Annotated in this window: 12 protein-coding genes; all 12 read left to right on the forward strand. The window is 70.8% G+C overall.

Translation table 11 applies throughout. The annotated features are described in order from the left end of the window. Positions 1-96: 96 nt before the first annotated feature. Positions 97-1,041 (forward strand): ABC transporter permease, encoded by a 945-nt coding sequence (locus HCR12_RS01335; RefSeq protein WP_166868713.1) that lies wholly within the window; start codon positions 97-99, stop codon positions 1,039-1,041. After that, a complete protein-coding gene (locus HCR12_RS01340) occupies positions 1,025-1,453 on the forward strand; it encodes a hypothetical protein (protein ID WP_166868715.1) in 429 nt (142 codons plus the stop codon). The genes HCR12_RS01335 and HCR12_RS01340 overlap by 17 nt, the downstream gene beginning before the upstream one ends. A gap of 9 nt (positions 1,454-1,462) precedes the next feature. Further along, on the forward strand, positions 1,463-2,416 hold the full coding sequence (locus HCR12_RS01345; protein WP_166868717.1) for an FHA domain-containing protein: 954 nt from the start codon (positions 1,463-1,465) through the stop codon (positions 2,414-2,416). 66 nt (positions 2,417-2,482) lie between these two features. Then, positions 2,483-3,616 (forward strand): serine/threonine-protein kinase, encoded by a 1,134-nt coding sequence (locus HCR12_RS01350; protein WP_166868719.1) that lies wholly within the window; start codon positions 2,483-2,485, stop codon positions 3,614-3,616. 28 nt (positions 3,617-3,644) lie between these two features. Further along, positions 3,645-9,659, forward strand: a complete 6,015-nt coding sequence (locus HCR12_RS01355; protein WP_166868721.1) for an Ig-like domain-containing protein — start codon at positions 3,645-3,647, stop codon at positions 9,657-9,659. Positions 9,660-9,711: 52 nt separating this feature from the next. Continuing rightward, positions 9,712-10,677, forward strand: coding sequence for an AAA family ATPase (locus HCR12_RS01360; RefSeq protein ID WP_166868723.1), 966 nt, complete (start codon positions 9,712-9,714; stop codon positions 10,675-10,677). Positions 10,678-10,681: 4 nt separating this feature from the next. Next, the gene (locus tag HCR12_RS01365) at positions 10,682-12,049 is read left to right on the forward strand and encodes a DUF58 domain-containing protein (protein WP_166868725.1); all 1,368 of its coding nucleotides are present in this window, start codon (positions 10,682-10,684) and stop codon (positions 12,047-12,049) included. Continuing rightward, on the forward strand, positions 12,049-14,529 hold the full coding sequence (locus tag HCR12_RS01370; protein ID WP_166868728.1) for a transglutaminase domain-containing protein: 2,481 nt from the start codon (positions 12,049-12,051) through the stop codon (positions 14,527-14,529). The genes HCR12_RS01365 and HCR12_RS01370 overlap by 1 nt, the downstream gene beginning before the upstream one ends. Beyond that, entirely contained in the window at positions 14,526-15,800 is a 1,275-nt protein-coding gene (locus HCR12_RS01375; protein ID WP_166868730.1) for an FHA domain-containing protein, read from the forward strand. The genes HCR12_RS01370 and HCR12_RS01375 overlap by 4 nt, the downstream gene beginning before the upstream one ends. Beyond that, on the forward strand, positions 15,788-16,600 hold the full coding sequence (locus tag HCR12_RS01380) for a PP2C family protein-serine/threonine phosphatase (protein ID WP_224763579.1): 813 nt from the start codon (positions 15,788-15,790) through the stop codon (positions 16,598-16,600). Before HCR12_RS01375 ends, HCR12_RS01380 begins: the two co-directional genes overlap by 13 nt. Positions 16,601-16,607: 7 nt before the next feature. After that, entirely contained in the window at positions 16,608-17,351 is a 744-nt protein-coding gene (locus HCR12_RS01385) for a hypothetical protein (RefSeq protein ID WP_166868731.1), read from the forward strand. A 152-nt stretch (positions 17,352-17,503) separates the two neighbouring features. Further along, complete coding sequence (locus HCR12_RS01390) at positions 17,504-19,171, forward strand: GspE/PulE family protein (RefSeq protein ID WP_166868733.1); 1,668 nt, start codon at positions 17,504-17,506, stop codon at positions 19,169-19,171. Positions 19,172-19,199 lie beyond the last annotated feature (28 nt).

Below are 19,199 nucleotides of genomic sequence, written 5' to 3' on the forward strand. Positions count from 1 at the left end.
TCGTCATTTCCGGGGCGAAGCGCAACCCCCACGGAAAACGATGCGTTCTCACACCCCGCGTCGTTACCCTGGGATGACGATTCCGAGGAGGCAGTCATGCCGCAGAACAGTGAACCTACCCCCGAGGTCCAGGACGAGTCGGGAAAGTCGACGATTCCGCCGACTGTCTCAGAGCTCTCAGATCCCACAGAGCCACCCGCCGCGTCGCGGGCGGCGGTGCTCGATGAGGACGCGGCGGATGCCGAGGCTGTGGACGACGGCGCGGCAGCCCCCGCGCTGGTGAACCCGGCCACCCCGGAACCCGTCACAGCGGAGGCTGTCGCCGCGACCACCGAGGTGCATCCGGTCGCATCGACCCCTGACGCGCACGCGGCGGCTGCCCATGAGGAGCCGACGCGCGTCCTCCCCCCTCCCGCGCCCGTTCCGGCGTCCGCGTCGGGTCATGTCGCCGTGCAGCCGACTCCGCCCCGCGAGGTCGTGTACGTGCAGGCTCCGACCCCGCCGAAGCCCCGGCACAACCGCGGCTTCGGTGCGCTCGTCTCGCTCATCGGCGCCGTCGTGTTCGCTCTGGTCTACCTCGCCGTGGGGGGCGCGATCATCGCCCTGACTCCGGGCACGAATGTGGACAGCACCTTCCGCGAGTTCGCCTTGAGCGCGGCGTTCTGGATTCCCGTGGCGGCATACCTGGTGTTCTCGGTGCTGTTCGCACTGATCGCGGATCGCGCCTCCTGGTGGGCGCATGTGCTCGGCAGCTTGCTCGTCGCCCTGCTCACCTTCGCCGGATCGCTCGGCGTGCTGGCCCTCATGTTCGACGTCCCCGCCATGACGTCGGATGAGGCGAGTGCGTGGCTCGCGCTCATCGCGGTGAACCCGTTCCTGATCGCCGCGACGCTGCTCGCTCGCGAGTGCGCCCTGTGGTTCGGTCTGGCGATCGCCTCCCGTGGCCGACGCGTGAGGCTGCGCAACGCCGAGGAGCGGGTGCGGTTCGACAGCGAGGTGGCCGAGCAGCGGGCAGCCTACGAGCGTGCACGACCAGCCTGATCGGCCGTCGCACCCGGAGCGGCTCGCGGCGCTCTTCATCGCAGTCACGTGGGCGGCAGTGGTGTTCGCCGTGTCGGGGCTTCTCGCGGTCGTACTCGACCGTGATCCGATCGATCGTCCGGTGAGCCCGTATCTGGGGGTCGTGTCGCTGCTGATCGCGATGCTCGTCGTCTACGCGGGCATCGTCGCCACGGTGCCGCGACGGGCGCCGTGGACGGGCGCGGTGCTCACCGCGGTGGGGGTCGCGGTCGCGTTCCTGCTCATCGCGGCGATCGTCGATCTCGATCTCGCGATCGCGCAGCTGACGAGCCCGTTCGTGGCGGCGGCTGTGGTGCTCGCGCTCGTGCCTCCGTGGGCGTCGTGGGCGTACTTCGCCTCGCGTCGCCCCGGTGGCCGAGATCCCCTCCGGTAGGGTTGCGCCGTGTTCGAATACGTGCCGACCGCCCCCGACGGACCAGGTTTCGCGATCGTCACCGATCGCTTCCTCGGCCTCATCGGATCGGACGCACGCGCCTCAGTGGTGAGCGAGCTCTACGAGCTTCTCGAGCAGCCCGGCACCCGCATGGGCGATGTGCTGGACATCTTCCACGCACCGGCATCGGCGAGCCGGTTCGCACTCGTCGAGGTCGTCGACCCCGTGGCCCGGATCTTCCAGGTCGCGGTGCGCGGTGACGTCCTCGTGGATATGCGCGGTGCGACGGTCGATTCGTTCTCCGGTCCGCGCGGTGCGAACTGGATCACGGGGGAGGCGCGGGGGATCGCCTCGCTCAAGCTGTCGCTCAGCGCAGGCTCGTCGAGTGCGGCTCGCCTGCCGCTGCGCCGAGGCGTCGTGCACGCCTCCGAGGTGGGTGTGCGCCTCGCGTCCGCCGATCAGCCCTCGATCGAGCGGGCGAGCGAACCGCACCTCGAGACGGTGCGGGTCGATATGGCCGAGGTCCGCCGTCAGCTGGACGAACGGGAGGCGGAGCCTGCTCCTGCACGTGTCTCGCTGGATCGTGCACCCGTGCAGGTGGATCTGGCGCGTCTCGTGCGTCCGACCGGATGGATGCTGCATCTTCCGGACGGCAACACGCTCGACGCCGCCGAGCAGATCGTCGTGGGGCGGCGTCCGTGGCGCTCCGCACCGGATGAGACATCGACCTGCTATGTGGTGGCGCATTCGCCGCGGCGCGAGATCTCGAGCAAGCATCTCGAGATCCGGCTGGTGGGGGAGGCCCTCGAAGCGCGCGACCTCGATTCGGCGAACGGGACCGTCGTCCGAACCCCGGATCAGCCTCCACGCCTCCTGCACGGGGGGCGTGCGACACAGCTGAGAACAGGGGATACTCTCGATCTGGGTGAAGGTTTTCTCATCACCGTGGGGGTTCGAGGCTGATCTGTCGTCCGCCGCTGTGATGGCGCACGCCCCCCGAGATCATCACGAAAGGCTGGATCGACGACCGTGGCTCGACGCACGACCGCACTCCCTCCGGTGCTGCCCGGCTACAGCTACATCCGCCCGCTCGGTTCGGGTGGCTTCGCGGATGTCTTCCTCTTCGAGCAGGACATGCCGCGTCGTGTGGTCGCGGTGAAGGTGCTCGTCGATGACGCCGTCAACCCGGATGTGCTGCGTGTGTTCAACGCGGAGGCCGACATCCTCGCGAGGCTGAGCGCGCACCCGGCGATCGTGACGATCTTCCAGGCCAGCATCTCGGCGGATGGCCGCCCCTACTTCGTGATGGAGTACTGCCCCGATTCGATGAGCACGCGCTACAAGAAGGGGCCGCTTCCGGTCGCCGATGTGCTCGATGCGGGCGTGCGTATCGCGTCGGCGCTGGAGACAGCGCACCGCAACGGCGTGCTGCACCGCGACATCAAACCCTCGAATGTGCTGCTCACGAGCCTCGGTGCCCCCGTGCTCGCCGATTTCGGCATCGCGTCGGCTGTCGCGCGCTCCGATGACGCCCCCGAGGTGTTCGCGATGTCGGTGCCGTGGTCGTCGCCCGAGGTGCTGCAGGAACATGTGGCGGGCTCGATCCCGAGCGAGGTCTGGAGCCTCGGCGCCACGCTCCACACCCTGCTCACGGGACGCTCGCCGTTCGAGCAGGAGGGTGTCAAGCACACCCGCGATCAGCTGAAGTCGCGCATCATCAAGGCCTCGTACGTGCCGACCGGCCGGCCCGACACGGGGGTGCGCCTGGAGGCGGCGCTCGCCCGCACGATGCAACGGGATCCGGAGCGTCGTTTCGCCTCGATGCTCGAGCTCGCCGAGGAGCTGCGCTGGGCGCAGTACGACCTGGGTCTTCCGCCGACGGCCCTCGACGTGCCGACGACCGAGTGGGCGGCCGCTGCGGTACCCGTCGACTTCGCGCAGGAGGCGCCTCGTGGCCCGGTGATCTCGACGGTGCGCCAGGACTCGCGTCGCTCGGCGCGCGCCGAGACGCTCGCCTCCGCGCAACGGCGCCGGGCGGAGGCCGAGACGGCGGCGAAGAAGCCGGTGTCGCCGGTGCGCGCTGCCGTGATGGGCGGCGTCGTGGGCGCGGTCGTCGTCGGTCTCGTCGTCGCGGGCGTTCTCGTGGGCACCGGGGTGCTCTGAGTTGGTCCGCGAACGGCGTGCTCCGCGGGTGCCCCGCGGGATCATCCTGAAGACGGTCGCGACCGTCGCGGTGCTCGGCGTCGTCGGCACCGCCGCGGTGGTGGCGCAGGGCTTCGATGCGCAGCAGGTTCCGCAGCTCGAGACGAGCGTGTGGGTGACGCGCGACGCCGGCCAGTACGGGCGCGTGAACACGGAGCTCGCCGAGATCGACACGGTGCGGGCAGTCGGTGATCCGAGCGCGATCCTGCAGAGCGGATCCCGCGGCTACGTCTTCAGTCAGGGCTTCTCGCAGATGTGGGCGATCGATGCCGCGTCTCCCGGCGATCTGGTGAGCGCGGATGACGCGGTCGCCGCCGCGGGTGCGCCCGCCGCGGTCGCGACCCCGGCGCTCACGCGGCAGGTGGTCGCTGCGGGCGACTTCGTGCTCTTCTCCACCGAGACAGGCGAGACCTACCTCACCAGGTTCCCGGGTGCGGACGGCTCGATCACGGAGCCGGCGCCGGTGGATCCGTTCCTCGGCATGGAGGTGGCGGAGGGCGAGACGCGGCCGCGGTATGTGGCTGACGCCGCCGCGGTGGATGCGAGCGGGCGCGTGGCGCTCTTCTCCGCGGCTGAGGGCGGCGTGCGCGTCTACGACGCGATCAGCGGACGATTCGCGGGTGAGCCCGCTGCCATCGACGACGCGCCCCAGGGCGGCCCTGACGTCTCGCTCACGTTCGCGGGCGGGCGCTGGGTGCTGTCGGACTCCGGCGCGGGCCTGCTGTGGATCGAGGGGCGCGGCGAGCCTGTGTCCACGGGCGTCGAGGATGCCGTGATCCAGGCCGCGTCGACGGACGACGGCGTCGTTCTCCTCGCGGATCGGTCGGGGCTCGTGGGCGTCGACGTCGCCGACGGCTCGGTGCGCGAGCTCGCGACGGCATCCGGAACTCCCGCCGCGCCGGTGCGAGTGGGTGGGGTGTCGTACGCCGCATGGATCTCGGACACCGGCGCGGCGCTCTGGTCGAGCGACACCGGCGAGATCCGAGACCTCGAGGTCGAGGCCGAGCGTCTCGCGGAAGCCGACAGCGACCTGACCCCCGTGTTCCGCAGCAACGGCCACCGTGCGGCGCTCAACGAGACGGCGACAGGGCTTGTGTGGACGCTTCCCGACGGGCGCCTCGTCTCGGGCGACGACTGGGCTCCGCTCGAGGAGACGGTGCAGGACGAGGGCACGGTCGAGGTGGACGACGTCATCGACCAGCAGCCGCCGGTCTCGGTCGATGATGCGTTCGGTGTGCGTGCGGGAGCTCTCGTGTCGCTTCCGCTGCTGCTCAACGATCACGATCCCAATAAGGACGACGTCCTCACGATCGACGCGGCGTCGATCCAGGGTCTCGACCCGGCGTTCGGATCCGTCTCACTCGTCGCCGACGACCAGATCGCGCTCGTGCAGGTGGGTGCCGCATCGGGGTCGACCACCTTCTCGTACGCCGCGACCGATGGGGTTCTCTCCTCTGCGCCCGCGACCGTGACCCTCACGGTCGTGCCCGAGGGGCAGAACTCGGCTCCGGCCTGGTGCGGCGTCGAGGGATGCCTGCACCCGTGGCCGGTTCCGCAGATGGCCCCCGGAGGGTTCGCCGCGGTCTCGGTGCTGCCCGGCTGGGTCGACCCGGAAGGCGACATCGTGCTGCTCGCGGATGCGCGCGCCGACGACCCGAGTGCGCCGGTCACCGTCGTGCCGACGTCCGACGGCCGCGTCGTCGTGCGCCACACCGACCCCAACGCGAGCGACGCCGTCATCCTGATCACGGTCACGGTGAGCGACGCGTTCGGCGAGCAGGCGACGATGCCGCTCGAGGTGCGTGTCACCCCCTCTCCGTCTCTCACCGTGGAGCCCGTCGTGGTGTCGGCCGGCGCGGGCGAGGAGCGTCGTGTGACGATCGCCGACTCGGTGACGGGCGGGTCCGGCTCCTACCGCCTGATCGATGCGGTGGTGCTGCGCGGCTCGACGGATGCGTTCTCGGTCACCCCGCAGGGGGCGAGCGGCGAGGTGGAGCTCTCGGCGTCGCAGCCCGGCGAGTACGCCGCGAGCTACACCGTGCAGGACACGCAGACGCTGTCGCAGCAGACGGCGATCATCCGCTTCAGCGTTCAGGCCTCCGAGCGCCCGCTCGCCGCTCCTCCCCTCACCGCCTTCGTGCGCGCGGGCGAAGATGCGACGATCGACGTGCTCGCCTCGGTGCAGAACACCACGGGACGCGTGCTGCTCGTGCAGGATGCGTCGGCGACCGATCCGCAGCTGAGCGTGAGCGTCATCGGTCAGAGCGTCGTGCGGGTCGCGAACCTCGACATGCAGGCGACGCCCGGACGGCTCGGCACGGCGCGCGTGCTCATCGCCGACGGCGCGGGCAACGCCGTCACGACGACCCTCACCGTCTTCCTCCTCGCACCCACTCACGGCGTCGGACCGATCGCACTTCCGGATGCGATCACGGTGCGCGCGGGCGCGCAGATCGACATCCCGGTTCTCGCGAACGATGTGAGCCCACGCGGCGAGCGCCTGCTGCTGCACCCTGTCGTCGAGGGGTCGGGCGCCGAGGATGAGCTCGCCTTCGCGAGCGCTTCGCGTGTGCGCTACCTCGCGCCTGAGACACCGGGCACCTACACCGTGCGGTACTCGATCTACCTCGAGAACGATCCCGCCCGCGTCGACTCCGCCACGATCGCCGTGAGCGTGCTTCCCGCGGGCGCCAACCGCGCGCCGCAGCCGGGCGTGCTCTCGGCTCGGGTGCTCGCCGGACAGAGCGTCTCGATCCCTGTTCCCACGGGCGGCAATGACCCAGACGGCGACCCGACGGTGCTCGCGGATGTCGAGCAGCCGAAGGCGGGTGAGGGCAGCGTCTCGATCAGCGCGACGGGCGACACCCTCGTGTACCGCGCCCCGGCGAACGGGGTGCGCGGCGGCCAGCTGAGCTTCGCCTACACGGTGCGTGACTCCGTGGGCGCCGAGGGCACCGGAACCGTGCGGGTGGGCGTTCTCGCGGCGGATGTGGGCGACGTCGCCCCCATCGCCTACAGCGACTACGTGGGTGTGCAGCGCGGCTCCGAGACCGACATCACGGTGAGGCCGCTGCTCAACGACCGCGACCCGCTGCAGGGAACGCTGAGGCTCGTCGACATCCGCCCCAACGCCTTCTCGCCCTCGGCCGAGTGGGACCGCCTGGAGGCGCTGCTCGATCGCAGTCTTCCGCTCGACGACGGCCGCGTCGCCCTGCGCGCGGGGGATGTGAGCGGCATCAACTCCTACGTCTACACCGTCGAGTCGTCGAGTTCGAGGAGCACGGCTGAGGGCCTCATCGTGCTGGGTGTGAGCGACGAGCCGTCGCCGGACAGCCCGCACGTCGCCGACACGATCGTCACCGTGCAGACCCGTGCCGATCTCGAGCGCGGCATCGACGTCGTCGCCGGCAAGGTGCAGTGGCCGACGGGTGACGTCGACGCGCTCACCCTCTCGCTGTGGCGCGATGTGCCCGGATTCTCGGTCGATGGGCACCGCATCTCGGGATCCGTCGGGCGCGAGGCGCGCATCGTGCCCTTCGAGCTGACGGGAGAGGATGCGCGCGGCGACGCGGTCTCCGCGTTCGGATTCCTGCGGGTTCCCGCGTTCGATGACATGCGCGTGCAGCTGTCGACCGGAGCCGACCCTGTCGTCGTGGATGAGGAGAAGTCGGCGACCTTCGAGGTGGCCGACTTCGTGGACGTCGCGCCCGGTGACGACATCGAGCTGCGCTCGAGCGGCGACTTCTCCGTGCAGCGGAACGCCTCGACGTGCGCGCCCGCGAACGGAGATCGCGCGACCTACACGGCCGGCCGCGAAGCACCGTGGAGCGACACCTGCAGCGTCGTGGTGCGCGTCGCCGGACAGTCGTCGTGGAGCGTCGTGCCGGTGCCGATCGTCATCGTGCCCAAGGATCCCCAGGCGATCCTGAGCCCGGTGAGTCGCACCGTGCCGCCGGGGGAGTCGGTCGAGATCGACCCGCTCGCCGATCTCACCTCGTGGGAAGGCGGTCGCGTCGGGAACACCGTCGACCTGGATTTCTCGATTCAGGCGAGCGCACCGTCGTTCGACGTGGCCTTCGCGGGCGGCACGATCGTCGCCTCCGCTCGCGCTGATGCGCGCCCCGGCACGCGCGAATCGGTGCGGGTGAATGTCTCGAGCTTCGGCGGGCTGACGACGACGGTCTCGCTCGTCGTGGGCATCGCGGCACCCGATGCGCCGAAGGGCGCCACGTTCACGAAGCAGTGCGACGTGAGCGCAGGGCCCTGCTCGATCGCTGCTGTGGGCATCCCCGGCGAGTACGACCCGTTCGCCGGCAAGTCCGGATCTGGCCTGAAGCTCGTGAACGTCGGCGCCGACGGAAGCGTGAACTGCCCCATCGCGTCCGTCTCCCGATCCGACGCGAGCCGCATGGTCGCCACCTGGCCATCCGGCGGCAAGCCCGTCGGCGGCGAGTGCGTCGTGCCGTTCACGGTGTCCGACGCGCAGGAGCGCACCGGACAGGGACAGCTGACCCTCGACATCCTGGGCTACCCGCAGACCCCCGCGAGCGTCGTGACCGAAGGGTACGGCCCCAGCTCGGTCACCCTCCGGGTGTCGCTCGGCGAGGCCGTGCACGCGCATCCGTCGGTCTCCGGAGTCGCCATCTACGAGAACGGCTCGCGCGTTGCCGCCGAGTGCACGCCCGCGACGGGCTCCTACCTGTGCGTCGTCTCGGGCCTCGTGAACGGCGCCGAGCACGTCTACACCGCCCGCGCCGTCAACGGTGTGGGGGAGTCGGCCGACACGAGCGGACACCGCACATGGGCCTACGACGCCCCCGTCGTCTCGAGCGTGACCGCTGAGGCCGTCTTCAAGCGCGGCAGCACGACGCGCGAGGTCGGCTGGGTCGAGGCGCGGATCGTCGCCGCTGCCGACGCCGACCGCTTCGAGATCCGCGACAGCGCGAGCCCGGACACCCTCCTCGCCACCGTCGCGCGCTCGGCGGAGACGACGACAGCTGGCTTCCTCGCCCCGGTCGGCGCGGGGCGCACGATCGTCGTGACCCCCATCAGCCGCTACAGCCCGCCGATCGGCACCGGCAACAGCGGTCTCGAGGCGTCGACGATGCTCGCGGTCGCGGGCCTGCCTCGGTACTCCGGATCCGTCACCGGTGTCACGAGCGGATCCGGAGACACCCGGGTCGTGACGATCACGTCGCCGCCGCTCGATGTGAACCACAGCACGGTGCCCGTCGTCGAGAAGTGGGCCGCATGGCGCACCAACGCGGGGACCCCCACCTGCAGCCTCGACGGGGACGGCAACCCGAGGTGGCAGGGGGCGGGCGTTCTCACATCCGACACTCCGGTCGTCGCCGGACTCCAGAAGAACAAGCCGTACCACGTAGGGGTGTGCGGAACAGCCGGCTTCGGTGAGGCGGGGCTCACGAGCGGGGGCTCCTCGCCGATCGTCCCGTTCGACCCGCCCAGCGCGCCGGCGGGCCCGATCACCGTCTCCGTCTCCACGAGCCCGATCAGTTCGTCGGGCCCCGTGCGTGAGTTCGTGTACCGCTGGAGCGCCGTCAGCGTCCCGGCATCGCCCGACGGACACGTCGCCTGGATGCGCGTGGGTTCGGGAGCCTGGACGCAGGGTCCGCTCTCCGACGCAGGACCCGGGACTCCCGCCAGCGGCGAGGCGATGTACTGCCTTGAGGGCGAGAACCCCAATGCGCTGGCCAGCTACTGCGGGGCGAGGACGCCGATCGACGTCTCGACGTCTGGCCCGCCCAACGCCGTGCGTGTGACGTTCCCGACCTGGTGCGTCGCGTCGGCCCAGCCGAGCGATGTGGAGGTGGTGGGCGCGTCCGGTTCGCAGGTGCTCGTCACGATCTCCGGCGACGGCACGCAGTACCTCGTGAACTGGGGAGCACCGTTCGACACGCTCCCCGAGCTCACCTGGTCCGTCGACCTCTGCCCGGTCCCCGACCCCGATCCCGATCCCGATCCCGATCCGGAAGATGGCCCCTGATGCCCGCGCCGCTCGACTTCTCCTCGATCACCCACGGAATGGAACTCCCCGCATGACCATCACGCCGGAACAGGCCACCTGGTACGCCGATACCTTCAGCCTCCTCGCCGAGAACATCGAGCAGTCGATCCTCGGCAAGCGCCACGTCGTCGAGCTCGTGCTCGCGACGGCACTGTCGGGCGGGCATGTGCTGCTCGAGGACGTGCCGGGCACAGGCAAGACGGCGCTCGCCCGCACCCTCGCCCAGACGGCGCAGGGAACGTCGTCGCGCATCCAGTTCACCCCCGACCTGCTGCCGGGTGATGTGACGGGCATCTCGGTCTTCAACCAGAAGAAGGGCGAGTTCGAGTTCCACGCGGGCCCCATCTTCGCCAACATCGTCCTCGCGGACGAGATCAACCGAGCGAGCCCGAAGACGCAGTCGGCGCTCCTCGAGGTGATGGAGGAGGGCCAGGTCACGATCGACGGCGTCACTCGCGACGTCGGACGCCCGTTCCTCGTCATCGCCACCCAGAACCCCGTCGAGCAGGCGGGCACCTACCGCCTTCCCGAGGCGCAGCTCGACCGCTTCATGATCAAGACCTCGATCGGCTACCCGGATGACGGCGCCACCTTGCGCATCCTCCAGGGTGTCGCCTCCCCGCCGCAGAAGGTGCAGGCGATCGTGAGCCCCGAGACGATCATCACGATGCAGGAGCTCGCGCGCACCGTGTACGTCAACCCGCTCGTGTCGGACTACATCCTGCGACTCGTCAACGCCACCCGCAACGCCACCGAGGTGCGCCTCGGTGTCTCCGTGCGCGGGGCGATCTCCCTCGCGAAGCTCGTGTGCACCTGGGCAGCCTCGCGCGGGCGCACCTACGTGACCCCGGACGACGTGCGCGACCTCGCGGTGCCCGCGCTCGCCCACCGCCTGATCCTCGAGCCCGAGGCGGAGTTCGACGGCGTGACAGCGGTCGAGATCGTCGGACAGGTGCTTCTGGATGTCGCGCCGCCCGCGGAGAACGGCGCAGCCTGATCCGATGAAGAACGACACCGAGGCCCGACTCGGTCGCACGGCGACCGTCACGGGCACCCGCACGCGCGGAGCGACCGTCACGCGGTACTCCGACACGCGCACGGGGTTCGTCGCGGGCGGGCAGGCTGCCAGGCGGCGCCTCGTCGCGCGCGTCGGGCGCACGGTGTCGACGGCCGCTCGCTGGCTCGCCGAGACGGTGAGCGCGGCGGGCTGGCTGCTCGCCGCGGTGCTCGTGCTCGGGCTCGTCGCCGGGATCGGCTGGGGCTGGGCGGAAGGCTGGGTCGCCGCCGTCATCGCCTTCGTGCTGCTGCTGGTGTGCGTGCCGTTCCTGCTGGGGCGCCACGACTACGCGATCCGGCTCGAGCTCGAACGGGATCGCGTCGTCGCGGGCTCGGTGGTGAGCGGCGTTCTCGACGTCGCGAACCGGGGCGAGCGCGTCGGGTTCCCGGCGCTCATCGACATCCCCGTCGGGGACGGCCTCGTCGAGGCGCATGTGCCCCTGCTGCGCTCCGGCGCCGACTATCGCGAGCGCCTCACCATCTCGGCGGCGCGCCGCGGCATCATCACGGTCGGACCGATGACGATCGGACGCGGCGACCCGCTCGGGATCCTGCGCCGGGAGCACGTGTGGGACGACGTGCAGACGATCTACGTCCACCCGGTGACGGTGCCCATCCCCTCCACCTCCGCAGGACTCCTCCGCGACCTCGAGGGGTCGCCCACCTCGACGATCGTCGACTCCGACCTCGCCTTCCACGCCATCCGCGACTACGCCGCCGGCGACTCCCGACGCCACGTGCACTGGAAGTCGACGGCGAAGACCGGCAAGCTCATGGTCCGCCAGTACGAGGAGACGAGGCGCTCGCGCATCGCAGTGCTGCTCGACCTGGAGACGGCGCGCTACGGATCCGAGGAGGAGTTCGAGCTGGCTGTGAGCGTCGCATCCTCGCTCGGCGTGCAGGCGGTGCGCGACGGGCGCGACGTGCTCGTCACCGCGAGCGCCATCATCCCCGAGTACGCGCGTGGACGCGTGCACTCGATCCGCACGCTGCCCACGGTCAATCCGAAGACGTTCCTCGACGGCATGGCCGGCATCGCGTCGAGTGACGACGTCATGGGGCTCGAGGAGGTCGCGCGGCTCACTGTGCAGGCGGAGTCCTCGCTCTCGCTCGTCTTCATCGTCACGGGATCCGAGCAGCAGCTCGCGCGCCTCAGGCAGGCGGCTCTCGCGTTCCCCGCGGATGTCACCGTCGTCGCCCTGCGCTGCGAACCCGGTGCCGAACCGCTCGTGCGCCAGGCCCGCGAGCTGCGCGTGCTCGACATCGGGGTGCTGCACGACGTCTCCCACCTGATGGCTCGAGGGGTCGTGTGATGCGCCGGCTGCGTTCGCTCCCCGACGGCTCCGGGCAGCTTTGGTGGGGCCTTGGCGCCATCGTGGTGTCGGTCGCGCTCGCCGCGTGGGCGGCATGGCCGGTGTATGACACCTCCCGCGTCGCGCTCGTCGCGGGAGCGGGGCTGCTGATCGGCGCGGGCTCCGTCGTGCTGGGAGCCGCTCTCGGCTGGCGCTGGTGGACGATGTCGCTCGCTGCGGCGGGAGCGTACCTCGTGCTCGTCGTCCCCGTCGCCGTGCCGGGCGCCCTGACCGACCCCAGCCGTGCGATCCGGGGCCTCATCGACGGACTCGCGGGCATCGTCCTCGGCTGGAAGCAGCTCCTCACCCTCACGCTGCCTGTGGGCGAGTACCAGGCGGTGCTCGTGCCGTTCCTCGTGACGATCGCGGTCGGCACCCTCGTCGCGACGGCGCTCGTGATCGCGGGAGGCCGTGCGGCGCCGTTCGCCGTCGTGCCGATGCTCGGAATGACCTTCTTCGGCGCGATCTTCGGCGCCTCGGAGACCGGGCCGGCGGTCGAGGTCGGACTGCTGCGGATCCCGGCTCCCGGCTATGTGCTTCTGGGTGTGCTCGCGCTCACCGTCGCCATCGCCTGGCTTCTCGGCCGCACCCGACTGACCCGTGCGCGGGCTGTCTGGGCCGCGCGCGAACGCACCTCCACCGTGCGCCAGCAGGCGGAGTCGCGCGGCGCGACCGCGCGCCGCTACGCGCTCTCGGCTGGCCTGCTCGTCGTGGCGCTCGGTGCCGGTCTCGCGGCCGCGCCTGTCGCGACAGTCTTCGGCTCACGCGAGGTGCTGCGGGACGACGTCGACCCGTGGCTCGTCATCCAGCAGCACCCGAGCCCACTCGCGGCGTACCGCGCGTCGTTCGCCGGGGAGGCGTTCGAGCGCGAGCTGTTCACGGTCGACGCGCCCGCGGAGGTGGACCGTGTGCGCATCGCGACGCTCGACGCCTTCGACGGCCAGACGTTCCGGGTCGGCACGGGCGACGAGAACCGCTTCACGCGTGTTCCGCGTGCGGCGAGCTCGGAGGCTCCCGTGCAGATCACGATCGGCGAGGGCTATTCGGGCGTCTGGGTGCCGATCATCTCCGCCGACGCGCCCGCGCCCGCGTTCACCGGATCGCGGGCGGATGTGCTGGCGGACGCGTTCTACAGCAGCCCGGTTCTCGACTCCGCTGTCGTCGTGCCCGACCGCACGGGAGTCGGCCTCCAGTCAGGAGACAGCTTCCGCCTCGAGGCGGGCGCCCGCCCCGACGGGGGAGCCTTCGCGACCGCGTCCGGCGGCGACGCGCGGCTCGACACGTCCCGGTACCCGGTGCTCGACGCATGGATCGAGCTGCAGGATCTGCCGCGCACCGGTGCGAGCGTCGTGGAGCTCGTGGAGCGTCTGCGCTCGCGGGGCTACCTGAGTCATGCGAGCCGCGATGATGCAGCGGGTGCCGACTGGATCGGCGCGCTCACCTCGCGCGCCGACTACACATTCATCCCCGTGCGCTCGGGCCATTCCACGACCCGCATCGAGGAGCTCTTCACGAGCCTGCTCGATCAGGAGCGCCGCGCGGGCGAGGGTGCGGGGCCGGAGATGCTCGTGGCCGCCGTGGGTGACGACGAGCAGTTCGCTGCGGCCGCCGCGCTCATCGCGCGCCACCAGGGCTTCGATTCGCGTGTCGTCGTGGGCGTGCGGCTGGGCTCGACCGGCGCGGATCTGGCGGTCGAGCCGTGCGAGAGCGTCTGCACGGGCGCGCACCTCACCGCCTGGGCGGAAGCGCGTGCCGGAGACGGTGCCTGGACAGTGCTCGACGCGACCCCCCAGTTCGAGACCGCACCCACCCTCATCCATGAGGGTGAGGAGCTTCCGGAGCATCCGACGCTCACCGAGCAGCCCGCGAGCGAGGTGCTCGAGCCCCCTTCAGCGCAGAATGACGACGCCGCAGGGTCGCGCTCGGACGAGGCCGACGACCAGCCCTGGACCGACGCCCTCCTCCCGATCATCCTCACGGTCCTGCTGTCGGCCGCTACAGTGGGGCTCCTGCTCCTGCCGTTCCTCGTGTTCCCGATCGCGAAGTCGGTGCGTCGCCGCGGTCGTCGCCGCGCGCCGGATCCCGAGGTCGCGATGGTCGGCGCCTGGGACGAGCTCATCGACACCTACGTCGACCACGGCATCGAGGTGCCGCGTGGCCTCACGCGCACCGAGATCGCCGACGCGCTCGACAGCCCGGGTGCGCTCCTGCTCGCCGACATCGTCGATCGCGCCGTATTCTCGGAGCATCCGCCTGCCCACGAATCGCGCGTGGACAGCTGGCGCCTGCTCGACGACGAGCGGCGCGAGATCGTGCGGGCCACCCGCTTCCGCACCCGCGTCCGGGCCGTCCTGACGCCCGCCTCACTCATCCAGCACATCCGCGCGGGGGAGCTCCTGTCCCGCACAGCCGGCCGAATCCGCCGAAAGGGAACGTCATGACCTCAGACCTCTCCGGTCTCCTCGCACTCACGGGAATCGTGTGGGCGATCTTCCTCATCGGGGGCATCGGCTTCTACGTCTGGTACGGCATCGCCCTGTCGAAGCTCTTCCCGAAGCTCGGCGCCGAAGGCTGGAAGGGCTGGGTGCCGATCCTCAACGAGTACGAGATCCTCGTGCGCGGAGGCCTCCCCGGATGGCAGATCGTGTTCGCGTTCCTGCCGGTCGTGAGCCTGTACTACCTCTACCTGAAGTTCCAGGCGGCGACGCGGATCGGCCAGCTCCTCGGGCGTCCGAGCACCGGGCTCGCGGTCGTCGCGCCGCTCGTCGCGCCCCTCTGGGCGACGCTCGTGCAGACGGGCTCATCGGCGCCCGCCGCGCCGCTCGGCGACCGCGTCGCAGCCTCGATGACGGCGCCCGGTGCGCCCGGTGCGGCCGGCGGCCTCGCAGCTCCAGCGATCATCACGGCCCCGGGGTCTTTCCCGACGCCTGCGCAGCCCGCCCCGCCGGCGCAGCTCGGAGCGACCGGAGTCCCGCCCGTCCCGCCCGCGCCGCCTGCACTCCCCGCTTCGGTGGCAACCCCGCCCGCTCCGCCCGCGCCTGCGGCCGCCCCGCCTGCCCCCGCCCCGCCTGCCCCCGCCCCGCTGGCGGCTCCGGCAGCTCCTCCCGCTCTCGCGGCGGCCCCCATCGCACCCCCGCCGGCGCCTCCCGCGCTCGTCACACCGCCAGAGCCCGCCTCGGCGAGCGAGATCCCGCCCGTCGTCGTTCACAACCCGTGGGCCCCGAAGGCGAACGACAAGCCCGCTCCGGTCGTCGCGCCTCCGGCGCCTCCGGCCACGCCTCCCGCCCCCGCGCCCGTCGCGGAGGAGCCCGAGATCGACGACGATGACGAGATGGGTGCGACGATCGTCGTCGATCGTCGGCCCCGCGTGCGCTGGCGCCTCGAGCTCGACGGCGGTGCCGTGTTCGCACTCGACCGCACCACCGCCGTGCTCGGTCGCAAGCCCGTGAGCTCCGACCCCGAGGTGCAGGATGTCGCCGTGCCCGACACGACGCGCACGCTCTCGAAGCTGCACGCACGCCTCGAGCGCCGCGACGAGCAGTGGGTGATCACCGACCTCAACTCCACCAACGGCGTCGTCGTCGTGGACGCCGCGGGCGAAGAGCATCTGCTCGACCCCGGTGCGAGCGCGACGATCACCGGCCGTTTCATCCTCGGCAAGGTCGGCATGCGGCTGGCCTACAACGACGGAACGGGCGAATGGCGATCCTGACTCTGCGCGGCATCCGGCTCAACGTCGCCGCCCTCACCGATGTCGGCCTCAAGCGCGCCGCCAACGAGGATTCCTATCTCGCCGAAGGCCCGTCGTTCCTCGTCGCCGACGGCATGGGCGGATACGAGTCCGGCGATCGCGCGAGCGCTGCCGTGGTCTCGGCCTTCCGCGAGCGTTTCTCCGCATCCGACTGGGGAGATTTCACGGGCGTCAACGCCGCGCTCATCGACGCGGATGACCGCGTCGCCGTGGTCGCCGCGGGCACGACCCGCGGCGCCGGCAGCACCGCGTCGGGCGTCGTCATGGTCGATCACGGCGGCATCGCGTACTGGCTCGTGTTCAACGTGGGCGACTCGCGTGTCTACCGCCACCACGGCAGCGAGCTCGAGCAGCTGACGATCGACCACTCGCTCGGTCAGGAGCTCGTCGATCGAGGTGAGCTCGCTGCCTCCGACCTCGCGACGTTCCCCAGCAAGAACATCATCACCCGTGCCATCGGCGCCGCCGACAGCCTCGCCGACAGCTGGCTCGTGCCCGTGGTCAACGGCGAGCGGCTGCTGATCTGCTCCGACGGACTCCACGGTGAGGTCGACGACGAGAGCATCCGCGCCGCCCTCACCATGAACGGGCAGCCTGAGGCCGCGGCGCAGGTGCTCGTCGACCGTGCGAAGGCGAACGGCGGCCGCGACAACATCACGGTCGTGATCGTCGACGTCGTCGCGGGCGGCTCCGACATCCCGAGCGACTTCACGACCGGGGTGCGGCTCGCGCCCGAGGTCGAGGACACCCTTCCGGTGTGAGGACGATATGACGACCGAGCAGCTCGACGACCATCAGGACGACCTGGAGCGCACGCGCGTGACCTCGCGTCGGCGACTCGCGCAGGAGTCCCTCGTCGACGACGCGGAGCGCACGGTGATCGTCGACCGCGGCGCCGTGCCGGAGGAGGCCGTGGTCGTCCACCGGACGCCCCGGAGCGAGGTCCCCGTCGAGGAGGAGACGGTCGTCGTCTCGCGGTCTGTGTCGACGGAGGACACGGTCGTCGTGGAGAGATCCGCTCCCACCGAGGACACCGTGGTGGTCGAGCGCTCGGCCCCCACTGGGGACACCGTGGTGGTCGAGCGCTCGGGGCCGGCGGAGGACACGGTCGTCGCCGAGCGCTCGGAGCCCACCGAGGACACCGTCGTGGTGCGCGGTGGCACGGAACCGCCCCGCACTCCGAGCCCTGCGCCCTCTGCCCCGGTGCTGCGAACGCGTGGGGACCGCCGCCGCGGCATCGCACCGCCTCCCGTACCCGCGGGGTTCGCGCCAGCGGCGAAACCCGCCGTCGGCCCGGGAGCAGTCGAGGCCTACACCGCGCGAGCCATGCCGACGGTGCGGATCTCTCCCGCGCCCGCGGGCGGCGCAGAACCCACGCGGGATCCGGCGCGCGATCTGCCCTCGGCGGCGCGGCGCTCTCAGCGGGTCGCGCGCATCGCGGTCGCGTCGTTCGCCGCCGCGTGCGTCGTATCGGTCGTGGGGCTCATCGCCATCGCGATGCTCGTCTGGTGAACTCTCGACAGAGTGCCCCCCACTCGCGGGTCTCGCCGGGCGTCGATCCGCGGAGGTAGCCTGAGGATGTCAGGGACGTTCCGTTCCCAGCGCGTCTCCCGTGGGGGGTTTGAGGCGCGCGGCACCGTGCGAGCACCTTCGAGGGAGGTTGCATGGCCTCCCTTTCCGAGATTCTGATCATCCGCGGGCAGATGCCGATCACGAGCATCGATGCGGTGACGGGTGACCCTGTTGCTGACGAGGAGCACATCCGTTCCCTCGTGCAGCAGGGGCTGCTCAGCGAGTCGCAGGTCGCATCCGCTCGCGCCGCGCAGCTCAATCTGCCGTTCGTGGACCTCACAGAGTTCCCCGTCGACCATTCGGCGGTCTCGCTCGTGCCCATGCCGCTCCTGCGGCGTCACGCGGTGCTGCCGATCGCCCGCGATGGCGATTCGCTCCTGCTGGCGATGGCGGACCCTCAGGATGTGGTGGCGCTCGACGACATCCGCGCGGCTGCGCGCGTCGCCGTGCGTCCTGTCATGGCGGAGCGCTCTGACCTTCTCGCCGCCGTCGCGCGGTTTGTGCGCGCCGACGGCGAGCTCGAGGATCTGACGAGCGCGATGGAGGAGGAGAACGGGCCTGCGAATCCCGATGACTCATCCTCTGCGGGGGAGGACGACGACGCGCCCATCGTGCGCTTCGTGAACCTCCTGATCGCGCAGGCGATCACCGACCACGCCTCCGACATCCACATCGAGCCCGCCGAGCACGACATGCGCGTGCGCTACCGCATCGACGGCGTGCTGCACGAGATGCAGCGTGCCCCGAAGAGCATCCAGAACGGCGTCATCAGTCGCCTCAAGATCATGAGCGACATCGACATCGCCGAGCGTCGAAAGCCGCAGGATGGTCGCCTCTCGGTGAGCCACGCGGGCAAGAAGATCGACCTCCGCGTCGCGACGCTGCCCACCGTGCACGGCGAGAAGATCGTCATGCGAATCCTCGACAACTCGTCGACCAAGCTGGGTCTGCAGCAGATGATGATGCTCGAGCGGAACTCGGTCGCGTTCCGGGCGTCGTACACGAAGCCGTACGGGATGATCCTCGTCACGGGCCCCACCGGATCTGGTAAGTCGACGACCCTGTACACGACCCTGAATGAGGTCGCGAAGCCCGAGATCAACGTCATCACCGTCGAGGATCCGGTCGAGTACCGCCTCGCCGGCATCAACCAGGTGCAGGTCAACGTCAAGGCGGGACTCACGTTCGCGAGCGCGCTGCGCAGCATCCTGCGATCGGACCCGGATGTCGTGCTCATCGGCGAGATCCGTGACCAGGAGACGGCGCAGATCTCCATCGAAGCCTCGCTCACCGGCCACCTCGTGCTCTCCACGCTGCACACCAACGATGCTCCGAGCGCCGTGACGCGTCTCATCGAGATGGACATCGAGCCGTTCCTGGTGGGGTCGGCGCTCGACTGCGTGGTTGCGCAGCGACTGGCGCGACGCCTGTGCGAGCGGTGCAAGGACCCGTACCAGCTCACTCCGCAGGAGCTCATGGGTCTGCGGTTCGGCTACAACCCCGAGATGGGCGTGCCGACGCTGCACCGGCCGGTCGGCTGCCAGCACTGCTCGGGTACCGGCTACCGGGGGCGTCTGGCGCTGCACGAGGTCATGACGGTCTCGGAGGAGATCGAGCGTCTCGCGGTGGCGCGCGCCTCGAGTGCCGAGATCGGGCGCGTGGCTGTCGAGCAGGGCATGGTGACGCTGCGCCAGGACGGTTGGGCGAAGACGCTCATGGGGCTCACGAGCGTCGACGAGATTCTGCGAGTCGTCGCGTGATCGCGGCTGCCGCACTGAAGGGAGAGTG

The sequence above is a fragment of the Salinibacterium sp. ZJ70 genome (assembly GCF_011751865.2).
Lineage (GTDB): Bacteria > Actinomycetota > Actinomycetes > Actinomycetales > Microbacteriaceae > Homoserinibacter.